15 protein-coding genes are annotated in these 19,681 nt (G+C 47.1%); 9 read left to right on the top strand and 6 right to left on the bottom strand.

Features of this window, described 5'->3' with window-relative positions; all coding sequences use genetic code 11:
* Window positions 1–227 precede the first annotated feature (227 nt).
* From QUA24_RS22835 to QUA24_RS22825, 3 genes are all read left to right on the top strand, one after another.
* Window positions 228–2,024: an N-acetylmuramoyl-L-alanine amidase gene (locus QUA24_RS22835; protein WP_333232294.1), complete on the top strand. Its 1,797-nt coding sequence runs from the start codon at window positions 228–230 to the stop codon at window positions 2,022–2,024.
* 149 nt (window positions 2,025–2,173) lie between these two features.
* The gene (murI, locus tag QUA24_RS22830; RefSeq protein ID WP_333142909.1) at window positions 2,174–3,034 is read left to right on the top strand and encodes a glutamate racemase; all 861 of its coding nucleotides are present in this window, start codon (window positions 2,174–2,176) and stop codon (window positions 3,032–3,034) included.
* Between the two features lie 180 nt (window positions 3,035–3,214).
* Window positions 3,215–3,769, top strand: coding sequence for an NYN domain-containing protein (locus tag QUA24_RS22825; protein ID WP_006635267.1), 555 nt, complete (start codon window positions 3,215–3,217; stop codon window positions 3,767–3,769).
* A 690-nt stretch (window positions 3,770–4,459) separates the two neighbouring features.
* Here QUA24_RS22825 and QUA24_RS22820 read toward each other — a convergent pair.
* The 3 genes from QUA24_RS22820 to QUA24_RS22810 form a co-directional block, all read right to left on the bottom strand.
* Window positions 4,460–5,665 (bottom strand): glycosyltransferase family 2 protein, encoded by a 1,206-nt coding sequence (locus QUA24_RS22820; protein WP_333232292.1) that lies wholly within the window; start codon window positions 5,663–5,665, stop codon window positions 4,460–4,462.
* Window positions 5,666–6,241: 576 nt separating this feature from the next.
* Entirely contained in the window at window positions 6,242–7,873 is a 1,632-nt protein-coding gene (locus tag QUA24_RS22815; RefSeq protein ID WP_333232290.1) for a polysaccharide biosynthesis protein, read from the bottom strand.
* Window positions 7,874–8,442: 569 nt separating this feature from the next.
* Entirely contained in the window at window positions 8,443–9,726 is a 1,284-nt protein-coding gene (locus tag QUA24_RS22810; RefSeq protein WP_333232288.1) for a PilT/PilU family type 4a pilus ATPase, read from the bottom strand.
* A gap of 282 nt (window positions 9,727–10,008) precedes the next feature.
* On the opposite strand from QUA24_RS22810, the gene QUA24_RS22805 reads away from it, so the two are divergent.
* The 3 genes from QUA24_RS22805 (at window position 10,009) to QUA24_RS22795 (ending at window position 13,349) form a co-directional block, all read left to right on the top strand.
* Window positions 10,009–11,178: a DUF58 domain-containing protein gene (locus QUA24_RS22805; protein ID WP_333232287.1), complete on the top strand. Its 1,170-nt coding sequence runs from the start codon at window positions 10,009–10,011 to the stop codon at window positions 11,176–11,178.
* 218 nt (window positions 11,179–11,396) lie between these two features.
* Window positions 11,397–11,852: a TerB family tellurite resistance protein gene (locus QUA24_RS22800; protein WP_333103443.1), complete on the top strand. Its 456-nt coding sequence runs from the start codon at window positions 11,397–11,399 to the stop codon at window positions 11,850–11,852.
* A 228-nt stretch (window positions 11,853–12,080) separates the two neighbouring features.
* On the top strand, window positions 12,081–13,349 hold the full coding sequence (locus QUA24_RS22795; RefSeq protein ID WP_333232285.1) for a transposase: 1,269 nt from the start codon (window positions 12,081–12,083) through the stop codon (window positions 13,347–13,349).
* A gap of 178 nt (window positions 13,350–13,527) precedes the next feature.
* Here QUA24_RS22795 and minE read toward each other — a convergent pair whose 3' ends face one another.
* From minE to minC, 3 genes are all read right to left on the bottom strand, one after another.
* Window positions 13,528–13,899, bottom strand: a complete 372-nt coding sequence (gene minE / locus QUA24_RS22790) for a cell division topological specificity factor MinE (RefSeq protein WP_333215120.1) — start codon at window positions 13,897–13,899, stop codon at window positions 13,528–13,530.
* Between the two features lie 202 nt (window positions 13,900–14,101).
* Window positions 14,102–14,908: a septum site-determining protein MinD gene (gene minD / locus QUA24_RS22785; protein ID WP_333232283.1), complete on the bottom strand. Its 807-nt coding sequence runs from the start codon at window positions 14,906–14,908 to the stop codon at window positions 14,102–14,104.
* Between the two features lie 143 nt (window positions 14,909–15,051).
* Entirely contained in the window at window positions 15,052–15,861 is an 810-nt protein-coding gene (gene minC / locus QUA24_RS22780) for a septum site-determining protein MinC (protein WP_333232282.1), read from the bottom strand.
* Window positions 15,862–16,041: 180 nt separating this feature from the next.
* Here minC and QUA24_RS22775 point away from each other — a divergent pair, with 180 nt between their 5' ends.
* The 3 genes from QUA24_RS22775 (at window position 16,042) to QUA24_RS22765 (ending at window position 19,508) form a co-directional block, all read left to right on the top strand.
* On the top strand, window positions 16,042–16,419 hold the full coding sequence (locus QUA24_RS22775; RefSeq protein ID WP_445242639.1) for an ADP-ribosylglycohydrolase family protein: 378 nt from the start codon (window positions 16,042–16,044) through the stop codon (window positions 16,417–16,419).
* An 87-nt stretch (window positions 16,420–16,506) separates the two neighbouring features.
* A complete protein-coding gene (locus QUA24_RS22770) occupies window positions 16,507–17,124 on the top strand; it encodes a Uma2 family endonuclease (RefSeq protein WP_333232280.1) in 618 nt (205 codons plus the stop codon).
* Between the two features lie 653 nt (window positions 17,125–17,777).
* Window positions 17,778–19,508, top strand: a complete 1,731-nt coding sequence (locus QUA24_RS22765) for an NAD(P)H-quinone oxidoreductase subunit 4 (RefSeq protein WP_333232278.1) — start codon at window positions 17,778–17,780, stop codon at window positions 19,506–19,508.
* Window positions 19,509–19,681 lie beyond the last annotated feature (173 nt).

Below are 19,681 nucleotides of genomic sequence, written 5' to 3'. Positions count from 1 at the left end.
ACAATCTTTCAGTCTGCTTATAACCGATCGCCCCCAAGTATACGGGAAAGTTCAAAAATGCCCGTATCTGGCATTTGGGAGCCTGTTAACGCATAAAAAAGTCAATTTAGCCAACAACTGAGGGCTCCCGTGCCCCCGGTCTGCTGGCGGCTAACTGCTGAAAGCCTCTGAGGGCAAGCAGCGCCCTTCCAGCTTTTGGCAGTAACGCAAACGAGGAAAAAACTGTCGTGAAATTCCACTGGCTACTACCGAGTTTCTTAAGTGTATTTTTGCTCGCCGGAGCCGCCGAAGCAGCTAGACTGCAATCTTGGCGGTTTGATGCTTCAGAGAACCGGCTTTACATTACAACAGATGGGGGAGTACAACCCAAGGCTCAACTGATTTTCAACCCGATGCGGTTGGTAATCGACTTGCCGGGGACGAGTCTGGGTCGTCCATCGGTCAGCAGACCGCTCTCAGGGGCGATCGAATCGGTGCGGGTAGGGCAGTTTGACAACGATACGACCAGAATTGTGGTCGAGATCAGAGACGGGTTTACTATAGACCCTCAGCAAGTAAAATTCCGGGGGATTTCTCCGAGCGAGTGGACAGTGGATTTGCCAACGCCGGTGCGGGGAGAAACTCAAAATCCGATTTCAGAGCCGGGGGGAGAAAGGTTATCGGTTGAATCTTCAGCACCCCAAGCCCAGTCGGGCGAGGCGACTGTAGTTCAGAACGTTCAGGTGACGGCGGACGGTTTTTTAGTCCGCACGGAGGGCGGTCGCCCCCAAATTAATTTTCAACAAAGTCGGGCTGGGGACATTGCCACCCTCGATATTGAAGGAGCGAGTTTAGCTCCAAGCCTAAGCAGCCAACAGCCTCAAACTAACGGTCAGCACGGGGTTGACAAGATTGAAGTCCGGCAACTGCCAACAGACCCGCCCGTTACCCGCGTGACTTTGCGGATGAAAAGTCCTAATACTCAGTGGCGGGCGTCAGTGAGCAATTTGGGCGGGGTTGTGCTATTGCCTGGAAGTGTAGTACGACAGCCCTCGGTTCCCCGCCGCCTGACTGTAGATCCTCCGGCTAGACAAGCTCAAGGAAATTTAGCGAGAGTTCAGTCAATTGATTTAGCCAGTAACGGCACGCAACTGGTGGTGAGAACTGACCGCCAAGTCTCCTATACCAGTGGCTGGGACCAGGGGTCGAGATATTACTGGATCAGGATCGCTTCTGGTGTCCTAACGGGGGAAATTCCTCAGCTCGATGCCAACAGTCCTGTATCGTTTACAGCCAGCCAAGAAGATGCGGAGACTGTGGTGATTTGGGTGCAGCCGCGATCGGGGGTAGAGGTAGGTAGGGTGACGAGACCAAACCCGCAGTTGCTGTCTTTGCAGTTGCGATCGAATGCTAGCGCGCAGCAGCCTTTCACTCGCACTCCCAGCCAGCAGCAACCTTTGCCGAGAAGGACTTTCGGAACCGATGAGTTGCCCCAAGCTTCAAACCGCCGCGCCGTAATAGTGATCGATCCTGGTCACGGTGGCCGCGATCCGGGGGCAGTCGGGATTCAGGGCATTCAGGAGAAGGAGATTGTTTTGGATATCTCGCTTCAGGTGGCGAGGCTGCTGGAACAGCAAGGCGTGCAGGCGGTGATGACTCGGACTGATGACAGGGAAATCGACCTGGAACCCAGAGTTTCTTTGGCGGAACGAGTGAATGCTACTTTGTTTGTCAGCATTCACGCGAATGCGATTAATATGAGTCGGCCGGATATCAGTGGGATTGAGACTTATTATTTCAATAACGGCCAAGATTTGGCGAGGGTGATTCACGCCAGTATTTTGGAGGGCACGGGGGCGCCTGACCGCCGGGTGCGGCAGGCGCGATTTTATGTTTTGAGGAAGACTTCTATGCCTTCTGTTTTGCTGGAGGTGGGTTTTGTGACGGGTGCTGAGGATGCTGCTAGGCTTTCTGACCCAGCTTACCGCAGTCAAATGGCGGCTTCGATCGCTCGCGGCATTTTGTTTTATCTTCAACAAAGATAATAGGCAGTGGGGTGTTGACTGTTGACTGTTGACTGTTGATTAATCTTATTGGTTATCTGTTATTAGCCACCGCAAACGATTAACAAATGACAACTGACAACTGCCAACTGCCAACTGCCAACTGCCAACAGATAACTAACTATTAACAAATGACAACAGACTCTGGACAACAAAGAATCGGTATTTTTGACAGCGGCGTGGGCGGTTTGACTGTTTTGACCCAGTTGTACCGACAATTGCCCAACGAATCGATACTTTATTTTGGAGATACGGCGCGGCTGCCTTACGGCACTCGCACGCCGTCGGAAATTGTGGAGTTTGTCCGCGAAATTATGGCGTGGTTGGTGGAACAGGATGTGAAAATGGTCATTATGGCCTGCAACACCAGTTCTGCTTTGGCGATGGAGATGGTGCAGGCTGAATTTGATATCCCGGTGCTGGGAGTAATTCTGCCGGGGGCGCAGGCTGCGGTGCAGCAAGGCAAGCGGATCGGGGTCATCGCAACTCCTGCTACGGCTGCTAGCAATGCTTATCGAAATGCGATTTTGGAGATGGACGATTCTTGCCTAGTTTGGCAGGTTAGCTGTCCGGCTTTTGTGCCGCTGGTGGAGCAAAACCGGATTCACGACCCTTATACTTGTGAGGTGGCGCGGGAATATTTGGCTCCTTTGATTCAGCAGCGCATCGATACGCTGATTTACGGCTGCACTCATTATCCGCTGTTGGCTCCTGTGCTTCGCTCGCTTTTGCCTGCTGGGGTGACATTGATCGATCCTGCGGTACGGGTGGTGGCTGCTGCAGCCAGAGAATTGGAGCTTTTGGGGCTGCGGAATCCTGGTACTGCGCTACCGACTCGTTTTTGCGTGAGCGGCCCCCCGCAGCAGTTCGCCGAGTTGTCGGTGCAGTGGCTCGGTTGTACTCCTGCTGTTGAGAAAATATCCCTGCCGACAGTTGTACGTAGCGAAGCGGGGCGTAAGCCATCGCCCGTATCGCTGGAATCGGCCGAATAAGCTGGAAAATTTATCCGTTAATCTAACCCCCCAAAACTCAGGTAAAGCTGGGTCTGGGGGGTTTAATTATTGCGATGTAACCTAGCAATTACACATCAATAGGTAATATTATTGAACAAAAGCTTTGATGAACAATGCAAATAATGTCCTATACGTGCTGGAGCTCTTCAGCCTTGAACCATGTCACCCTATGTATCACAAGCAGTTTTACTTGTAGACGGCTATAACATAATTGGACTTTGGCCTCGACTCCGAGAGAAGCGCGATCGCGATGAACTCGAAACCGCTCGCCGCGAGTTAATAGAGGTTTTAGTTAACTACAGCGCCGTTCAAGATTTTGAGGCCAGGCTGGTGTTTGACGCGCACTATCGAGATACTCCCGGCGTTAAAGAAATTATTACTAAAAATTTATCAGTGCACTACACTGACTTCGGTCAGACAGCAGATACCTATATTGAAAAATCTTGTGCTAGTTTGCGCTACGAGTTGCGATCGGTCAAAGGCAAAGGCCGCATGATTGTCGCCACCTCAGACCGAGCGCAGCAATTGACCGTAGTCGGCTACGGTGCCGAATGGATGTCCGCCGAACAACTAGCGGCTGACGTAGAGTCCACCGCCCGCCGCAGCGAGCGCCGGCACAAATCCCGTAAACAAAATTCCAGTCGCTTTCTCGCCAGTTCCCTCGATCCAGAATCCCAGCAGCGCCTCGCCAAGTTGAGAATGGGGCTGCATTAGCTGCTGAAACCCGCTCGCTGTCTGATAAAAAAAAAGTTTCTCAAAGGCCTTGCCAAATCGAGTAAGTTCAGCTATTGTTAGTAAATGTGGGTAACAAAAACCCCCAATCCTCGGTAGCTCAGTGGCAGAGCGGTCGGCTGTAATGAATGCAAGCCTTTGGCATCCACCAAAAGCCCTAGTGACATAGCAGCTCTATCCGGTAACGGGTACTGAAAAATCGGGTGAATTCAAGGAAACCGCAGCACTTCGGGTGGCGGCAATCTTGAGCCAAGTCTGGCGAAAGGCCGTGGTTTAAACCACAAGTAGCCGGAAAGGTGCAGAGACTAGAGATGAGGAGCCTAACCAATAAATCTCATAGCGCCCGACATCCGACGACAGATCACAAACATGATTTGTAGGGATGATGAAATAGTCCGCCCCCTTCGGAAACGTTGGGATAAGTGTAACCGATTGGTCGTAGGTTCAAATCCTACCCGGGGAGTTAGTAAAAGTCTGAAGTTGGAATTTTCCAGCTTCAGATTTTTTCTTTTTATTTTGTGTTTTTACTCTGGGCGTTCCTTAATCGGAACTTACCCCCTGCGGGGAGTTCCGATTAAACATGGCGTTTTGTCTGCACCAGTTTATTAAATATGCAGCAGAAACGAGATTGTAGAGTTGCATCAAGTATCTGAATGACTCACTCTACAAATACTAAACATCGCGTTCTGTCCGTACCCATTTAGTTTGCCGCTTGAGGAGAAAACCCAGATACAAAGGGATTTTCCAAAGGATGTAAAAAGGTACAGATAAAAGAGTTGAGCCAGAAATATCGGCCTTCCCGAATTTGGCCCATGCGCCGACAATGGAAACTAAAATCAGCAATCCTTGTAGTCCTAACAAGACGGCTGGAATTGGGGATGTCCCCAAAAGTGCTGCTATTAATGAGGCGGCAAAAGAGGCTAGCCAAATAGCTACTAAAAGCGATAGGGGAGGGACGGATAAGTCGAGGGCGATCGCCAATAAGTCAAAACGTTTTTGCTCGACTGAAGCTGCTGTCAGCCGGGGAGTTTGAGTTAACAATGTCTCTATGTGACCGTGTTCCCATCTGGTTCTTTGACTTTTAGCTGCTTGCTGCTGCTGTGGCAAACACCCGGTGACGTTGGCTTCGGGGCAGAATACTGTTGGATGTCCGGCGATCGCTAAATCCAAACTCATCTGCATATCTTCAACAATATTGCTGCTAGCTAGGGAAACAGATCGAATTATAGACCAGGGAAAAGCCATGCCAGTACCTGTTAGTAATGATGGGAATCCTAACTGTTTTAATCCGCTGGGACGGACTAAGTTTTTCACAAGAAATGCTAAAGCAGAAATGGAATCTTTAGGAGTAGGATTTGGTGGCTGTTCCATGAGATAAGTTGCTTGCACTGGTCTTTGTTCAGCAACTGCAACCCGGGCTAATTTTTCTATAGAGTCTGGCTGACAGATGCAGTCTGCGTCAACCATGATGACTACTTCAGGGGGGTCTGATTCGATCGACTGCAAGCCGAAATCCAGTGCGTATCCTTTGCCCTTGCGTTGTGTGTCTTGGCGCTCGATCGCACTTGCACCGCAGTTACGGGCGATTTCTGCCGTGGCGTCCGTGCAGTTGTCAGCAATCACTAACAGGCGGTCTTGAGGTGTTAGCTGCGGCAATATGGTGGAGATGGTGGCGGCAATTCCTGCTGCTTCGTTGTAAGCGGGAATTAAAACTGCTACTTTGGGGCGGGGTGCTTTAGTTTCCGCTGTGGGGTCGAAGCCGGAGAAGAAAGCTGCACTGCATTCTAGAAATAGAACTGCAACGGGAATGAGAAGGATCAGGGCGATCGCCAATAGCACAACATCAATCAATAGGAACAGTAGCTGATTAATTTCCACAATTCTAGTACCTTAATTTAATTTTATTTCTTTCGTTCATTGAGTTTATTTAATCTTATTGCACCTTTGTTAACTCACTGTGCCACGCTATCTAAAGTATCATTATATCATGCCCGCAAAAAATCACCATTCTCACATTTGTTGTGAGGACTTAAGTTCTCCTAAAACTACTAGGACTAGCGTCCTCACTACAAATTAATTTGATTGCGGTTGTGTGATCGCAAATAATATCATATTATGTCAATTCTGACAATGTTAAGTCACTCAATTTAATTAAACCTCAAACAAGCTCAGACTGGAGAAACCTGGTTTCTAAAAGAAACCAAGTTTCTAGGTGTTCTATTTTGAATCAACTAAACACTTAGTCGATGTTTAACCTCAAATCCGGTTGCATGGGAATAATAAAATCGAGTCAACAGTTAACAATCAACCATTGAGTTTTTCGACCCCCAGTCAACAGTCAACAGTCAACAGTCAACAATCATTTCGCTCGTGCAACCGGAATTGATATAACTCATTCATCCCCTGTGGGTGGGCACTCAGGAAGTAATCTCCAAACTCAAAACTATGTTCAAGCTAGGCTGCATCGGGGATAGCAACAGGTTCAGATTTTTTGGTGGTGAACTGTGCGGGGGGTGCAAATTCTCTGAGGTATCTCGACACCGAGCGCAAATATCCGACTTCTGCTTTAATCAAATCCAGCGTAGAAAGACTCTCAACTAAGTCATCAAACTCATCTGCCGTAACTCCAGCACTGTGCAAGACTTCTTGGTTAAGCCGCCCGCAGATTCCTTGCAGGAGGAGTTCGATAATCTCGCTATAGTCAGCGATTTCCGTTCCGTAACCTTGCAATTTCTTGGGATTAATTCCCCACTGCAAAATCTTCAACAAGTCTTCAGGGACACTCCACGCAAAAGAGGAAGCAATCACTTCTTTTTCCGCTGCCACAAGAGCGTGCTTGATTTGCACTTCGGGGAAATCTGGATCGATGATTAAACTTTCCAGCTTCGACACTTGTTTATCTAACACGCGCAAAGAAAAAGGAGCTAATTCTACACTCACCATGTCGCCAGTATCGTTAACGCTTCTAAAAGGATCTTCCAAAACATTAATTAAGAGGTGAATGTCTGTAGGTTTTTTCCAGTCAAATTGTCCAAGGAAAAACGGTTCTTCGTATCCAGGCAAAAGTCCTTGAAAATAAATCGGCAGATTTTTGCCTGATTCAAGAATTTTATAAAGAGCTACTTCCAAAGTTTCTGTCGGCCAACCGAGATTACTTACGGCAACAAATTTCAGTTTTCCGGGAACAGACACAACCAGAGAATTCAGCAATAGATGTACGGCTTCAAAAAGATTTTGAGCAGTTACGTAGCGGTGGGGAGCGTGAACGTTGACTGTTTTACCTTGCTCTACTTTTTTGGACATTTGCTCGCAGAACAAGCTATTTTCCAACATATGAGTAAAGCGAACCATCCCGTAAGTGACATTTCCTTCTTGAGCTGCTTTGGCAAATTGCCATTCGGCAAACTTCTTCGAGGCGGCGTAAACTTCGGTTGTAAAATATCGAGATGTTTTGCCTGTCGAAGAGAAGATGCAGTGTTCTACGCCGTATTCTTCGCAGAGTTGAATGACGTGTTTACATCCTAACAAGCTGGTTGTAACTGTTTCTCGGATTTTGATTTCAGCTAGTCCGGGTTGGCGCTGGGCTGCTAGGTGAAAAACAATTGCTGGTTTTTCTACCTCAAATATGTGTTTGAGCGCGTCGAGGTTGCGAATATCGACGGCATAGAAAGTTACAGCACCTTCTCTGGTAAAAAGCGGGAGATTTTCTTCGGGGTTTTGACATCGGGCGTTGTCTGCGGAAATGATTTTAGTTGCGCCTAATTCGAGGAGTTTTGCGATTAAGAAACGACCGACACATCCTTCTCCTCCGGTGATTAAGATGGTTTTTCCTTTGATTTGGCTGGTGACTGCAGATGCGTATAGGTGAATAGTGCGACCGCGCACGTCGCTAAAAGGTTCGCTTTCTAATTGTCCGTCGGCTTGATAGGCTGCGATTAGCTGTGCGGTGAGAGTTTGTAATGCCGCGAGGATTTCAGGATCTTGGGGTTCCGGGGAACCGGGCGGAACTAGCTGCTGGATGCGCTCAATTATTTCCGCTTTGCTGACACCTTCAAACACTTCTCTTTGGTTAAATGCACTCTTCACTTTTTTTGCTCCTTTAAATTCTAGAAATACCGTTGCTGATAAGCGCGTTGTTAAACAAATTTTCGAGGGACAGAATCTTTAAAAGTCTGCTTGGTTTTAGGATTTTTTCGACGGAAAGCTACTTAATTAGGAAAACACACCATTGGATGGGCTTGTAGTTTTATTAAGCCCTTTTGTAACCTGCTTACTTCTGCGATCGGCAAATATCGGCAAAGTCGGAATGTTCTCTGTCAAAATTTGTCACTACAACTATATACTTAAATGGCTGAGTGTTGGCAATACTCCGAACATATCTTTACTATTTCTTTGCAATAACCTACGAGTTTTCACGCAATTTTAAAGTTTATGTAAAGTAGGGTCTACGTTTAAAAAACTTAACAATACACTCGACATTATTGATGATAGCATTTTACTTTTTAATTAAAATGTATTTTTGGTTACTAAATATAGTTTTATGTTAAGTAAAAATACGCACAAAAGCCTTAATCAAATATTTCCGCCTGCTAAAAATCTTGTTACTTGATGGGTGGGGTAGTCCTGCAGTGCCTACCCCTGTATGTGTGCTGCTATTAGGCGCGAACGGTGCGTTCTTTTTTGCTGCCTTCAAAGCCGCGAGCGTCCCCAACATCATAGCCCCCTGTCCGCAAGCGACGGTCTAAATCGCTGGCTTCGGGAGAAGTTTTGGCGGCTTCTTCGATCGTCACTCTGCCTTCAAGCACCAGTTTGTAAAGACCCTGGTTGATAATCTGCATTCCTTCGTAAGTATCATGCTCCATTAATCGGAAAGCTTCATCATCAGCACCTTTCATCAAGTAATCGTGCATGGCAGGTGTATTCACCAAAATATCGTGAACTGCTACCCGACGGTTGTCAACTGTTGGCAGCAAAAGTTGGGCAATTACCGCTACTAAAGAATCGCAAATTTGAATCCGCATCGCCTGTTGTTCCTCGGGCGGGTAGAGGTTTAACAACCGATTAATAGCGTTAATGGCGCTGCGAGTGTGGAGAGTTCCCAATACTAAGTGACCAGTTTGAGCTGCTTGCAATGCTGTATTGATGGTAACGCGATCGCGCATTTCCCCGATCAGAATTACATCTGGATCTTCCCGCAAAACAGCCCGCAAAGCCTGCTGAAACTCGTGGGTATGCAAGCCGACTTCCCGCTGGCTGACCAAGCATTTTTTAGAAGGGTGAATGAATTCGATCGGGTCTTCAATTGTAACTACGTGCTTTTGCTCCATCTGGTTGAGGTGGTCGATCATCGCAGCTACGGTTGTCGATTTCCCCGAACCGGTAGGCCCCGTAACCAATATTAATCCCTGCGATCGCAAAATGATATTTTTGAAAACTTCTGGCAACCTCAAGGAATCGATAGTAGGTATTTCCAAACTAATCAACCGCAATACTAGGGCACCGCCGCTGAGAGAATCAAAACAGTTTAGCCGACACCGCACGAAGCCTGGGTAAAAAATTGCTGAATCTAATTCCTTGGTAGTTGCAAATTGTTTTCGCTGTTCGGGGGTGAGAATTTCGGCTAGGTAATTTTCAAAAATTTCTGGGGTTACTTTGGGGTGGTTAGTTGCTACTTGCATCACGCCCCGAATCCGAAATCGAGGTACTTGGCTGACTCGGATGTGAATGTCGGAAGCTCCTGCGCTATGGGCATCTCTGACCATTTGTTCGATCGTACTGACCGGTGTCTCGACAGGCCGCTGCTGCTGGGCTGGGGGGGGCGCACTCGGCGCAGGTGGAGGCGGCGCAGGAGTTGCAGCCAAGGGCGGGGGCGGGGGCGGTGTTCGTCGGCGGCCTTGAGCCTCTGGTTGAAGGGGTGTAGGATTGTTTAATGGGTTCATTTTTTGGTCTCCAGTCAGTCTATTTTAGATTTTAGATTTTAGATTTTAGATTTACTCGACAGATTAATCTGGGAGCAGGAACTAGAGTCTAAAATTTGGAGATCGACCCTGACTGAGTGTCGGGGGCTTGTATCCGTTCTTGGGCGGGGTCAATGTAGATTTATTGCGAAAAAATGCCCGATTTCTAATTTTATCGCTCGCAGCTAATTCGGTGTTAAATGCTGAGAATATTTTACAATTAGGCTGGATGGGGCGATCGAGTAATTAACAATTTCAACTCCTATGAACATCGGTCACAAAATCGCCGACTGGCTCGAAAATCGTGCTGTTACCCCTGCCTACGCGGGTTGGCTGCTGTCGGGGATGACGGTTTTCTTTTTTGGGTCTGCGACTAATACAATGTCTGGGTGGCTTTACGTGCTCAGCGGTGGGGGATTGGCGCTGTTGGGAGTAGCGGCGGTTTTGCCGGGAAAATCGCTCCGTTCGCTGGAAGTCCGTCGCCGCCCGATCGAACCGGTGAGTGCGGGCGATCAAATCACCGTCGAACTAGAAATCGAAAATCGCGCCCGCCAACCTCAGACTCTGTTGCAAGTGGTAGACATCTTGCCGTTTGTATTGGGAGAACCGGTTGTCCGCCCGATCGAAGTCATAGAGCCGAACAGTATATACAGGGATACATACTATCTGGAAGTCCGGCAGCGCGGCGTCTATCGTTGGCAAGAGGTAAACTTGAGGACGGCGGCACCTTTAGGGTTGTTTTGGTGCAGACGCAGCCGCCCAGTCAAAGCGGTGGCGGTTGTGTATCCCAAGGTTTTGCCGTTGAGCACTTGTCCTTTGATTGATCGCATCGGTCAAGAAGACAGCCCCCAATTTTACAATCGCAGTCGATCGCAAACTGCTACCGAAGGCCTCACCCGCAACCTGAGACCTTACCGCCACGGAGACCCGACCCGCCTGATTCACTGGCGCACCAGCGCCCGCTACGGAGAACTGCGGGTGAGAGAGTTAGAAGTTGCAGCCGGCGGTCAAGAAATTATTATTGCTCTCGACAGCGCTGCGGCGTGGCAGCCAGAAGAATTTGAACGAGCCGTGACAGTTGCTGCGTCTCTTTACTTCTATGCTAGCAAGCGCCTGTTAAACGTCAAACTTTGGACGGCCGCGACTGGACTCGTTTCGGGCAACCGGGTAGTTTTGGAAACTTTAGCGGCGGTTAATGCTGGGGAAGATGCGATCGATAATCGGTCGAAACTGCCGATAATTTGGCTGACTCAAAACTCTGCAAGTTTAAGCACTCTTTCCCCTGGCAGCCGCTGGCTACTCTGGCCGTTGGCAACTGCTGAAGCCGGCGAAAAAACGTTAGTCAAACACGATTTACCTGGTTTGAAAATTCGCTCTGACCGACCGTTAGAACTTCAGTTACAAGATACTCTGGAAAGAGCGCTTAATTATTAAGTAAGATAGACCACGAACAAACCTGTGAAAGAGCGATTAGTTATGAAGATTGACTTGATTAATCTAAAAACTCAAGAACCATGATACACTACAGGAGTGTAATTCATCAACTTAAGGGTCTTACAGGGTCTGGCAATTGCTTGGCAAGTTAAAAGCAGCTTAGATTACTATGACTCCGGTCATAAACATCATATCTCATTCACAAAACAGGAGAAAAAATGACTTTCTGGGAGAAATTAAAGCAGAACGTATCACAAATCAATGATTCTCTGCAAACCAATATTTCCAAGTTTAAAAACAATGATTTTGCTGATGCCTCAATGGCAATATGTGCATTGATTGCTGCTGCTGATGGCACTATCAATACCGAGGAAAGACAAAAAACGGCTGCTCTAATAATTTCCAATCAAACACTCCAAATTTTTCCGGCGTCGGAGTTGAAGCAAAAATTTGATTTTTATTGTGAGAAGCTCTCACAGGACTTCGATTTTGGTAAAATTGAGGCTATCCAAGCGATAGGCAAACTTAATAAAAAACTAGATCAAGGTCGTGCAGTCATCCAAATTGGCATTATTATCGGTGGTGCAGATGGTAATTTTGACAAAGATGAAAAGAAGGTTGTCAAAGAAGCTTGCCATGCTGTAGGCATTAATCCTGGGGAATTCGATCTCTAAATTCAGCTATTTTAGGGTTCTAGCCAATCAATTATTCAAGGCTTTATATCTGCGAATAGCATTGTTCATTGAGTTTATTTGCTCCGCGTGAAATGAGGGAGGCATTAAACTATGAACAGTATTGTAAAACTTCATTCGAGTTTATAAGCAATTATAAACAATAATGGTATTCTATTGTTGTGAGTGTTGAACAAGGAATACGCATAGCCCAAAAAACGCAAGTCTCAAATGCAACTAACAGAGAGGCACATCATTAAATCGACGGAACACCGTTTCGCCCAAATAGACGAACTAGCTTTCAAGTCCAAAAACCTCTACAATGCCGCCAATTACGTCATTCGTCAGAGCTTTATTTATGGATGGGGTTATGTCAGTTATAACGAAATGAACCGATTGATGAAGTCTCACGAAGCATATAAGGCTTTGCCTGCTAAAGTAAGTCAGCAAATCTTGATGGTGCTAGACAAGAATTGGAAATCGTTTTTTGAAGCCGTTAAAGCTTACAAAGCTGACTCTTCAAAATTCACGGGTCGCCCAAAATTGCCAAAGTACAAAGATAAGACTAAAGGGCGAAACCTTCTCGTTTACACGATTCAAGCAATTAGCAGCAAACAGTTGAAGAAAGGAATCATTAAACTTTCCGGCACTGAACTTTCAATTAAAACCCAACTCAATCCCAACCAGATTTGTCAAGTTAGGCTGGTTCCGAAATGTGATTCCTATGTAATTGAGGTGATTTATGATGAAGCGGAGTCCACCCTTGGCAATGCCAACTCTGTAGCTAGTATTGATTTGGGACTCGACAATTTAGTGGCGTTAACTTCAAATCAACCGGGTTTTACCCCTTTGTTGATCAACGGGCGACCATTGAAATCGATTAACCAGTTCTACAACAAACGCTCTTCACGATTACAATCCCAGTTAAAAGGGAACCGCAAAACGTCACCCCGGATTCAGCGCTTAACTCGTTGTCGCCATCAAAAAGTTGATAATTACTTGCATCATGCTAGTCGCGTGATTGTTGACCATTTGGTAGTGAACCAAATTGGAACGCTAGTCATCGGCAAAAATGCACAGTGGAAAACCGATATCAATCTAGGTAAACAAACCAACCAAAATTTTGTCAGTATTCCTCACTCTCGATTAATTGAGATGTTAGAATACAAAGCTCGCTTGGTGGGAATCACAGTAATTGTGCAGGAAGAATCCTACACGTCCAGAAGTAGCTTTCTGGGTTTAGACCCAATTCCTGTTTACGGGAAAACAGAAAAAGAGCCGATGTTTACGGGTAAGCGTATCAAGCGAGGTTTGTACAAAACATCGACTGGTCAGTTAATTAATTCTGATATCAACGCTTCGTACAACATCCTCAGAAAAGCAATCCCAAATGCGTTCAGCAATGGGATAGGGAGCTGCGTAGTTCAGCCGAGGCGGGTCAATCCGCTCAAAGTAAAAGTGAATGGGGAGGGACTTGAAGCCTCCCATGCCTATAAATGACTATACTTTTACCAGCTATGAACGAGTCCATTGTGCATGACATCGGTCGGAAGTGCAGAATGATCGAGTCCTACTGTATGTCTATTTTCTAACCGACGAAAGCGGTTGCTATAGTTTAATTTAAATGCCGATCGGCTCGAATCGAACTCTTTGCCTGACAATAAAATCTCAATCCCTATCACTCTGTAGTGTCGGGGAGAATTTCGACTACATACTCCGGTACATATTCGGGTCGATTTTCGGGCCGATTCTGGGGCAAATTCTGGGGCAAATTCTCCGGTGGATGCTCGATCCTGACTCGCCGGATCGGGAGATTTGCAATTAGTGCTGTGGCCCGCTGGTCGCTCTCCAGCGAGAACTCAGACCCGGTGGTATCGATTTCCACGTAGCGAGACACCACCTCTAGAATTTCTCGGCGCATAGACTCAACCATTTCTGGGCTGAGTTCTGAGCGATCGTGGGCTAGAACCAGTTTGAGGCGCCGTTTTACCTCGTCGCGGCTGTTGTCAGGGGTGCGCGGGAAAAGTCTTTCGAGAAGTGTGTGTATCATGGGTCAGGCTGATTTGTCAAGGGTTAGGCATAGAAAACGTTATACGATTTTCGATTTTCGATTGGGGAATCACTCATTCCCTAATGGTTTGAAGTTGACCTACAGTTTCATTCTTTTTGGGAACTGGTGTCACGGGGAGAAAATTTGGGCTAGTTTTTGTGATGCGGTCGCTGCTGTTAAAGATCGATCGCCAATAAGCACATCACATAATTTTAGTATTTAAGAACTTGCGAAGGCGAGTAAAGAAGTTTTCGGGACGGGGATTTAGATCGAGAAATTCAACTTTTTCGCCTTCTAAGCGGCGGGCAATATTGTCGAAGGCAGTTCCAGCTAAAGAGGCCGTTTCCGACAATACTAATGGTTCGCCTCGGTTGGTGGAAACGATGACGCGCTCGTCGTCGGGAACCACGCCTAACAGCGGAATGGCGAGGATTTCCCGCACGTCTTGCACCGACATCATATCATTTGCCAGCACCATTGCGGGTCTGATCCGGTTGACGATCAGGTTGATTTTCTTGACGTTGTTGGCTTCCAGCAGGCCGATGACTCGATCGGCATCGCGGACAGCAGCGATTTCGGGAGTGGTGACAATGATGCCTTCTTGAGCCGGGGCGATCGCATTTTGAAAACCTTGTTCAATTCCAGCAGGAGAGTCGATCAAAATATAGTCGTATTTTGCTCCCAACATCCCCACAAGCTGCTTCATTTGCTCAGCGCTGATGGCATCTTTCATCCGAGTTTGGGCAGCCGGCAACAGCACCAAGCGTGGCTGCCGCTTATCTTTCACCAAAGCTTGCTCTAATCGGCACTCTCCAGCGAGAACTTCTAATGCCGTGTAAACAATTCGATTTTCTAAGCCCAGCAGCAAGTCTAAATTTCTGAGGCCGAAATCGGCATCAATTACGGCAACGTTGCGCCCCCGCTTAGCTAAAGCCATGCCGAGATTGGCTGTGGAGGTGGTTTTTCCTACCCCGCCCTTCCCTGATGTAACAACAATAATGCGAGCCATAAGCGATTTTTAGATTAGTTATTGCTAATTGGTAATTGGTAATTGCTAATTGGTAATTGCTAATTGCTAATTGCTAATTGCTAATTGCTAATTGGTAACAACTAACAACTGCCAACTAACAACTGTCAACTGTCAACTGTCAACTAACCATTACCCCCGACTAACTGCGATTTGTCAAAATCAGAGGCTCTACCGATCCGAATCCCTTGAGGCGTCACATAGGCGACTTCCGGGAAAAACTGAGCGGGTGAGGTTTCTGGGCCTCTGGCAACATACTTAGCAATCCTAATCACCATCGGTTCCATCTGCAAGGTCATAATCACGCTTTTGGTATTGCCACCGGCACCGGCGTGCACGACTCCCCGCAAACGGCCCCAAACTAGGATATCGCCTCCGGCGATGACTGATCCGCCGGGATTTACGTCTCCCAAAAGTACGACGGTGCCCGGATGGCGAATTTCTACGCCCGATCGCACTGTCATCTGCAAATATAAAGGTTCCGCCAGCGATTGCGGTTTTTCGCCAGTGGCTTTATTGAGGGAAGAAACCGGAGGCTGCTGTTCTACACAATAGCCTGCTGTAGCTGCGGCAACGGCGGTTTGACGGCGACTGGTGTGGACTCGTTTGAGTTGCAGTTCCACTTCGGAGAGGGCATCAGCGATTTCTTGCAGTTGGCGGATATCTAAAAGTCGATCGTTCGCCATCAATTGTACTTCGGCATTTGCCTGCCAAAAGCGTTCTCCTGCATTCAGTCTGACTTTTAACTGCTGCCAAAGTTCAGTCCAAGTCGAGGCCGTGGCTGTTGGTAATTCACTGGTGTTAGTTTCTGAGGGGAGTAGCAGTAGTAGCTGTCCATCTTCTGTTTTAAGGCGGACTTGCATATCAAGGCTGACTTCGGGTGTCGCTTGAGGGGCCGGTGCAGCAGCGGCTCCGGGGAAAACATCGGGTGTCATGGACAGGTCTGAGTTCGGGTATGGACAGGTTAACATCAATATTAGCCTGAGTGGTCATTAGTCATTAGTCATTAGTCATTAGTCATTAGTCATTAGCAGGGCACTCCGCGCGCACTCTAGACAATTATAGGACTTACGTATGGGGGTCTAGAAACCGGGTTTTTTTACAAAAATACTTCGTTGCAACCTGCTAATTCGGTAAAAAAAACGGTTTCTGAATATTGGGCAGCAAATCCGCTGGTAGCAGAGATTGATGAGATTGCGGCAGGTTCTTTTAAATTGCGACAACCTCCTGAAATCAAAGGTACTGGTTATGTTGTCAAGTCTTTAGAGGCGGCACTTTGGGCTTTTTACAACAGTTCTTCTTTTGTTGAAGGCTGTTTGTTGGCTGTGAATTTGGGCGATGATGCTGATACAACAGGTGCGGTTTACGGACAGTTGGCTGGGGCTTTTTACGGAGAATATGGTATACCGGAAAAATGGCGATCGCAATTAGTTGATCGCACTTTAATTGCATCTTTTGGCGAGCGGCTTTTGACTGTATCTAGATCGCTCTGAATATTTACATCAGTTTTCAGCCTTCTTTGTTTTTACAATAACTAGCAAATTGAGTTAAAATAGACAAATTTACACGAACATTTCTGGTTGAAGGTTAATACAATCGTACTCGAAGCTCCGTCTATCAAAGCCAAACCAACCGTCACCTGGGAACCCCTAGCAGCTAACTTCGTATTACCCGACGATCCGGTGGAAAATACTCAACAACCTTCTCTCGTGGATGCTCTCACCGATGCACTGGGAGCCGCAGGATTTATCCAGCCAGAAATGCTGATTGCCTCTCATTTGGGGTTAGTCGCCACAGTCAATAAAAAGATTGTTGTCAAAGCTCCAGACTGGTTTTATGTGCCGCAAGTGCATTCTTTAGCGGAGGGAGTAATTCGCCGTAGTTATACTCCTCACACTGATGGTGCTAATGTGGCGATCGTGATGGATTTTCTCTCGGAAGCAGAGGGAGGAGGACTATCGGTCAGAGCCACTCCGCCCTATGGTAAACTCCACTTTTACGAACAGATTCTTCAAGTACCTACTTATGTCACTTATGACCCCTACAAAGGTATTTTAGAAGTGCGCTATTTGCAAGATGGGCGGTATGTTTTACATTCACCCAATGAGCAGGGGCGGGTGTGGATTGCACAACTGGAACTATATCTGGGGATTTGGTCGGGGGAAAGGTTGGGACAAACCATGAACTGGCTGCGCTGATGGGATGATGTAGGTAATTTGTTGCTGTGGGGTTGAGAACAAGCAGAGTCAAGAAGGGCAAAGGGCTGAGCAAGAAAGACAAAGGGCTGACCAGGAAAGCCAAAGGGTTCAACGATTGGCGGCTAAGTTGGGCGAATTGGGAGTTGATCCAGATTGAACGCTGATTTAAAGCTAATTTGCGATCGCCCTTAATACACAGGACTTACCCCACCATCTACCAGAATAGGCGCAACCACAGGCAGATTGCGTCTACAAAACGCTATATTTTGTTGTTCGTAAGTCCTGAATCGAAAATCAAAAATCAAAAATCGACAATCAATTGACGTGTGTAGCAATTCGTGACACGTGTCTTCGCGTTTATCTAGGGTGTGTCATCAATTAAAATAGTTGACAAAAACTGGCGAATGTGGGTAGGGTTCGGATCGCTCACTCAAGCTTCAGGAAAACCCCATGACACGGCGCTACTGGCAACATCAGTCATTTGGCTGGCTTAACCCTCCGATCGCTACTCACTACACGTTAATTCTGTTTTGTCAACCAACCTAATTAATGACACGCCCTACATATAAAAAATATTTATGAATAAATCTTAAGTTTTAATTAAATTTAGTATTATAATTTTGGTAACTTCCAACTAAGTATTTATTCTCACTATGATAGCGGATCAATTTCCTTGGCTGACCGCAATTGTCATCCTACCCCTGGTAGCTTCCCTCGCGATCCCTTTTTTGCCGGATACAGACGGCAAAACCGTGCGCTGGTATGCCCTAGGCGTAGGCATTGCAGATTTTGTATTAATGTGCTGGGTGTTTTGGACTCATTACGATCCAAGCATCTCTAGTTTCCAAATCGTAGAACAATATCCCTGGATACCTTCTTTAGGCCTCAACTGGTCTGTTTCCGTTGACGGACTGTCTGTGCCGTTGGTACTGTTGGCGGGATTGGTGACGACTCTATCTATTTTTGCTGCCTGGGAAGTCGATCGCAAGCCACGACTCTTCTACTTCCTGATGCTGGTGATGTACTCGGCACAAATAGGAGTTTTCGTCGCCCAAGACATCATGCTGCTGTTCATAGTCTGGGAACTGGAACTAATTCCGGTGTACCTGCTAATCTCGATTTGGGGCGGACAAAACCGCCGCTACGCAGCTACCAAATTCTTGATTTACACCGCAGGCGCTTCCATCTTTATTTTGATAGCTGCCTTAGCAATGGCATTCTACGGCGGAGGCACCCCCACCTTCGACATGGTAGAACTTGGCTTGAAGGACTACCCACTGGGTTTAGAATTACTGCTTTATGCGGGATTGCTGATTGCCTTCGGTGTGAAACTGGCGATTTTCCCCTTCCACACTTGGCTACCTGATGCCCACGGTGAAGCATCTTCTCCCGTGTCGATGATTCTGGCCGGCGTATTGCTGAAAATGGGCGGATACGGACTGATTCGCCTGAATTTGGAACTTCTTCCCCAAGCACACGTTTACTTTGCACCGATTATGGCGGTGCTCGGCGTGGTCAACATTATCTACGGCGCGCTGAATTCCTTCGGCCAATCGAACATGAAGCGCCGCCTAGCGAATTCGTCGATTTCTCACATGGGATTCGTGTTGTTGGGTATTGCTTCCTTCACGGATTTGGGAATCAACGGGGCGCTGTTGCAAATGATTTCCCACGGTTTAATCGCCTCAGTATTGTTTTTCCTGGCTGGCGTTACTTACGATCGCACCCATACAATGATCATGGACGAGATGGGCGAGATTGGGAAAGTCATGCCGAAAGTGTTTGCCTTGTTTACCGCAGGCGCGATGGCATCTTTGGCACTCCCCGGCATGAGCGGTTTTGCTAGCGAATTGTCCGTGTTTGTGGGCGTCGCAACTAGCGATATGTACAGCGGTTCTTTCCGCGCGGTGACAGTGTTCCTGGCGGCAGTAGGACTGATTTTGACGCCGATTTATTTGCTCTCGATGCTGCGACAGTTATTTTACAACTGTGGGACACTCGCGGCTTGCGACCTTGAGGATCTAAATTTGCAGAATCAGAGAAACAATCTGGATGAAGCGGTTTGTTTTGGTAATAGTTGCGTTTTGCCTGGTGATGCACCGTTTATTGATGCTAAACCTCGGGAAGTGGCGATCGCATTTTGCTTTTTGATACCGATTGTCGGCATTGGTTTTTATCCCAACATGGCGATGCAAGTCTACGATGCCAAGACTGTCGCAGTGAACGCAGAAGTCCGCCAATCTTACATCCAAATTGCTCAACAAAATCCTCGGATTTATGCGAATCAACTTTTGGTTCCCAAAATTGCCCAAGCTCAAAAATCGCCTGCTTTGGACAAAATTACACGGTCTGAATCTGCATCGGTTTTTGGCATTGTCAAATAATTTTATCGAACTCTGTTTGTGTTGAAAATTGGGCGATCGCTTTTGTCAAAGGGCGATCGCCTTTTTGTTAGCACTGAATTTCTGAAATAATCTGCGCCAGATTCTCCCTAGCATATCCCACCTCAAGAATCGATTTATCCTCCAGATCAGAGGCAACTTCGGTCAGGAGATTT

It is taken from the genome of Microcoleus sp. Pol12B5 (assembly GCF_036701335.1).
GTDB lineage: Bacteria > Cyanobacteriota > Cyanobacteriia > Cyanobacteriales > Microcoleaceae > Microcoleus.
This window is presented reverse-complemented; position numbering and strand designations above follow the sequence as displayed.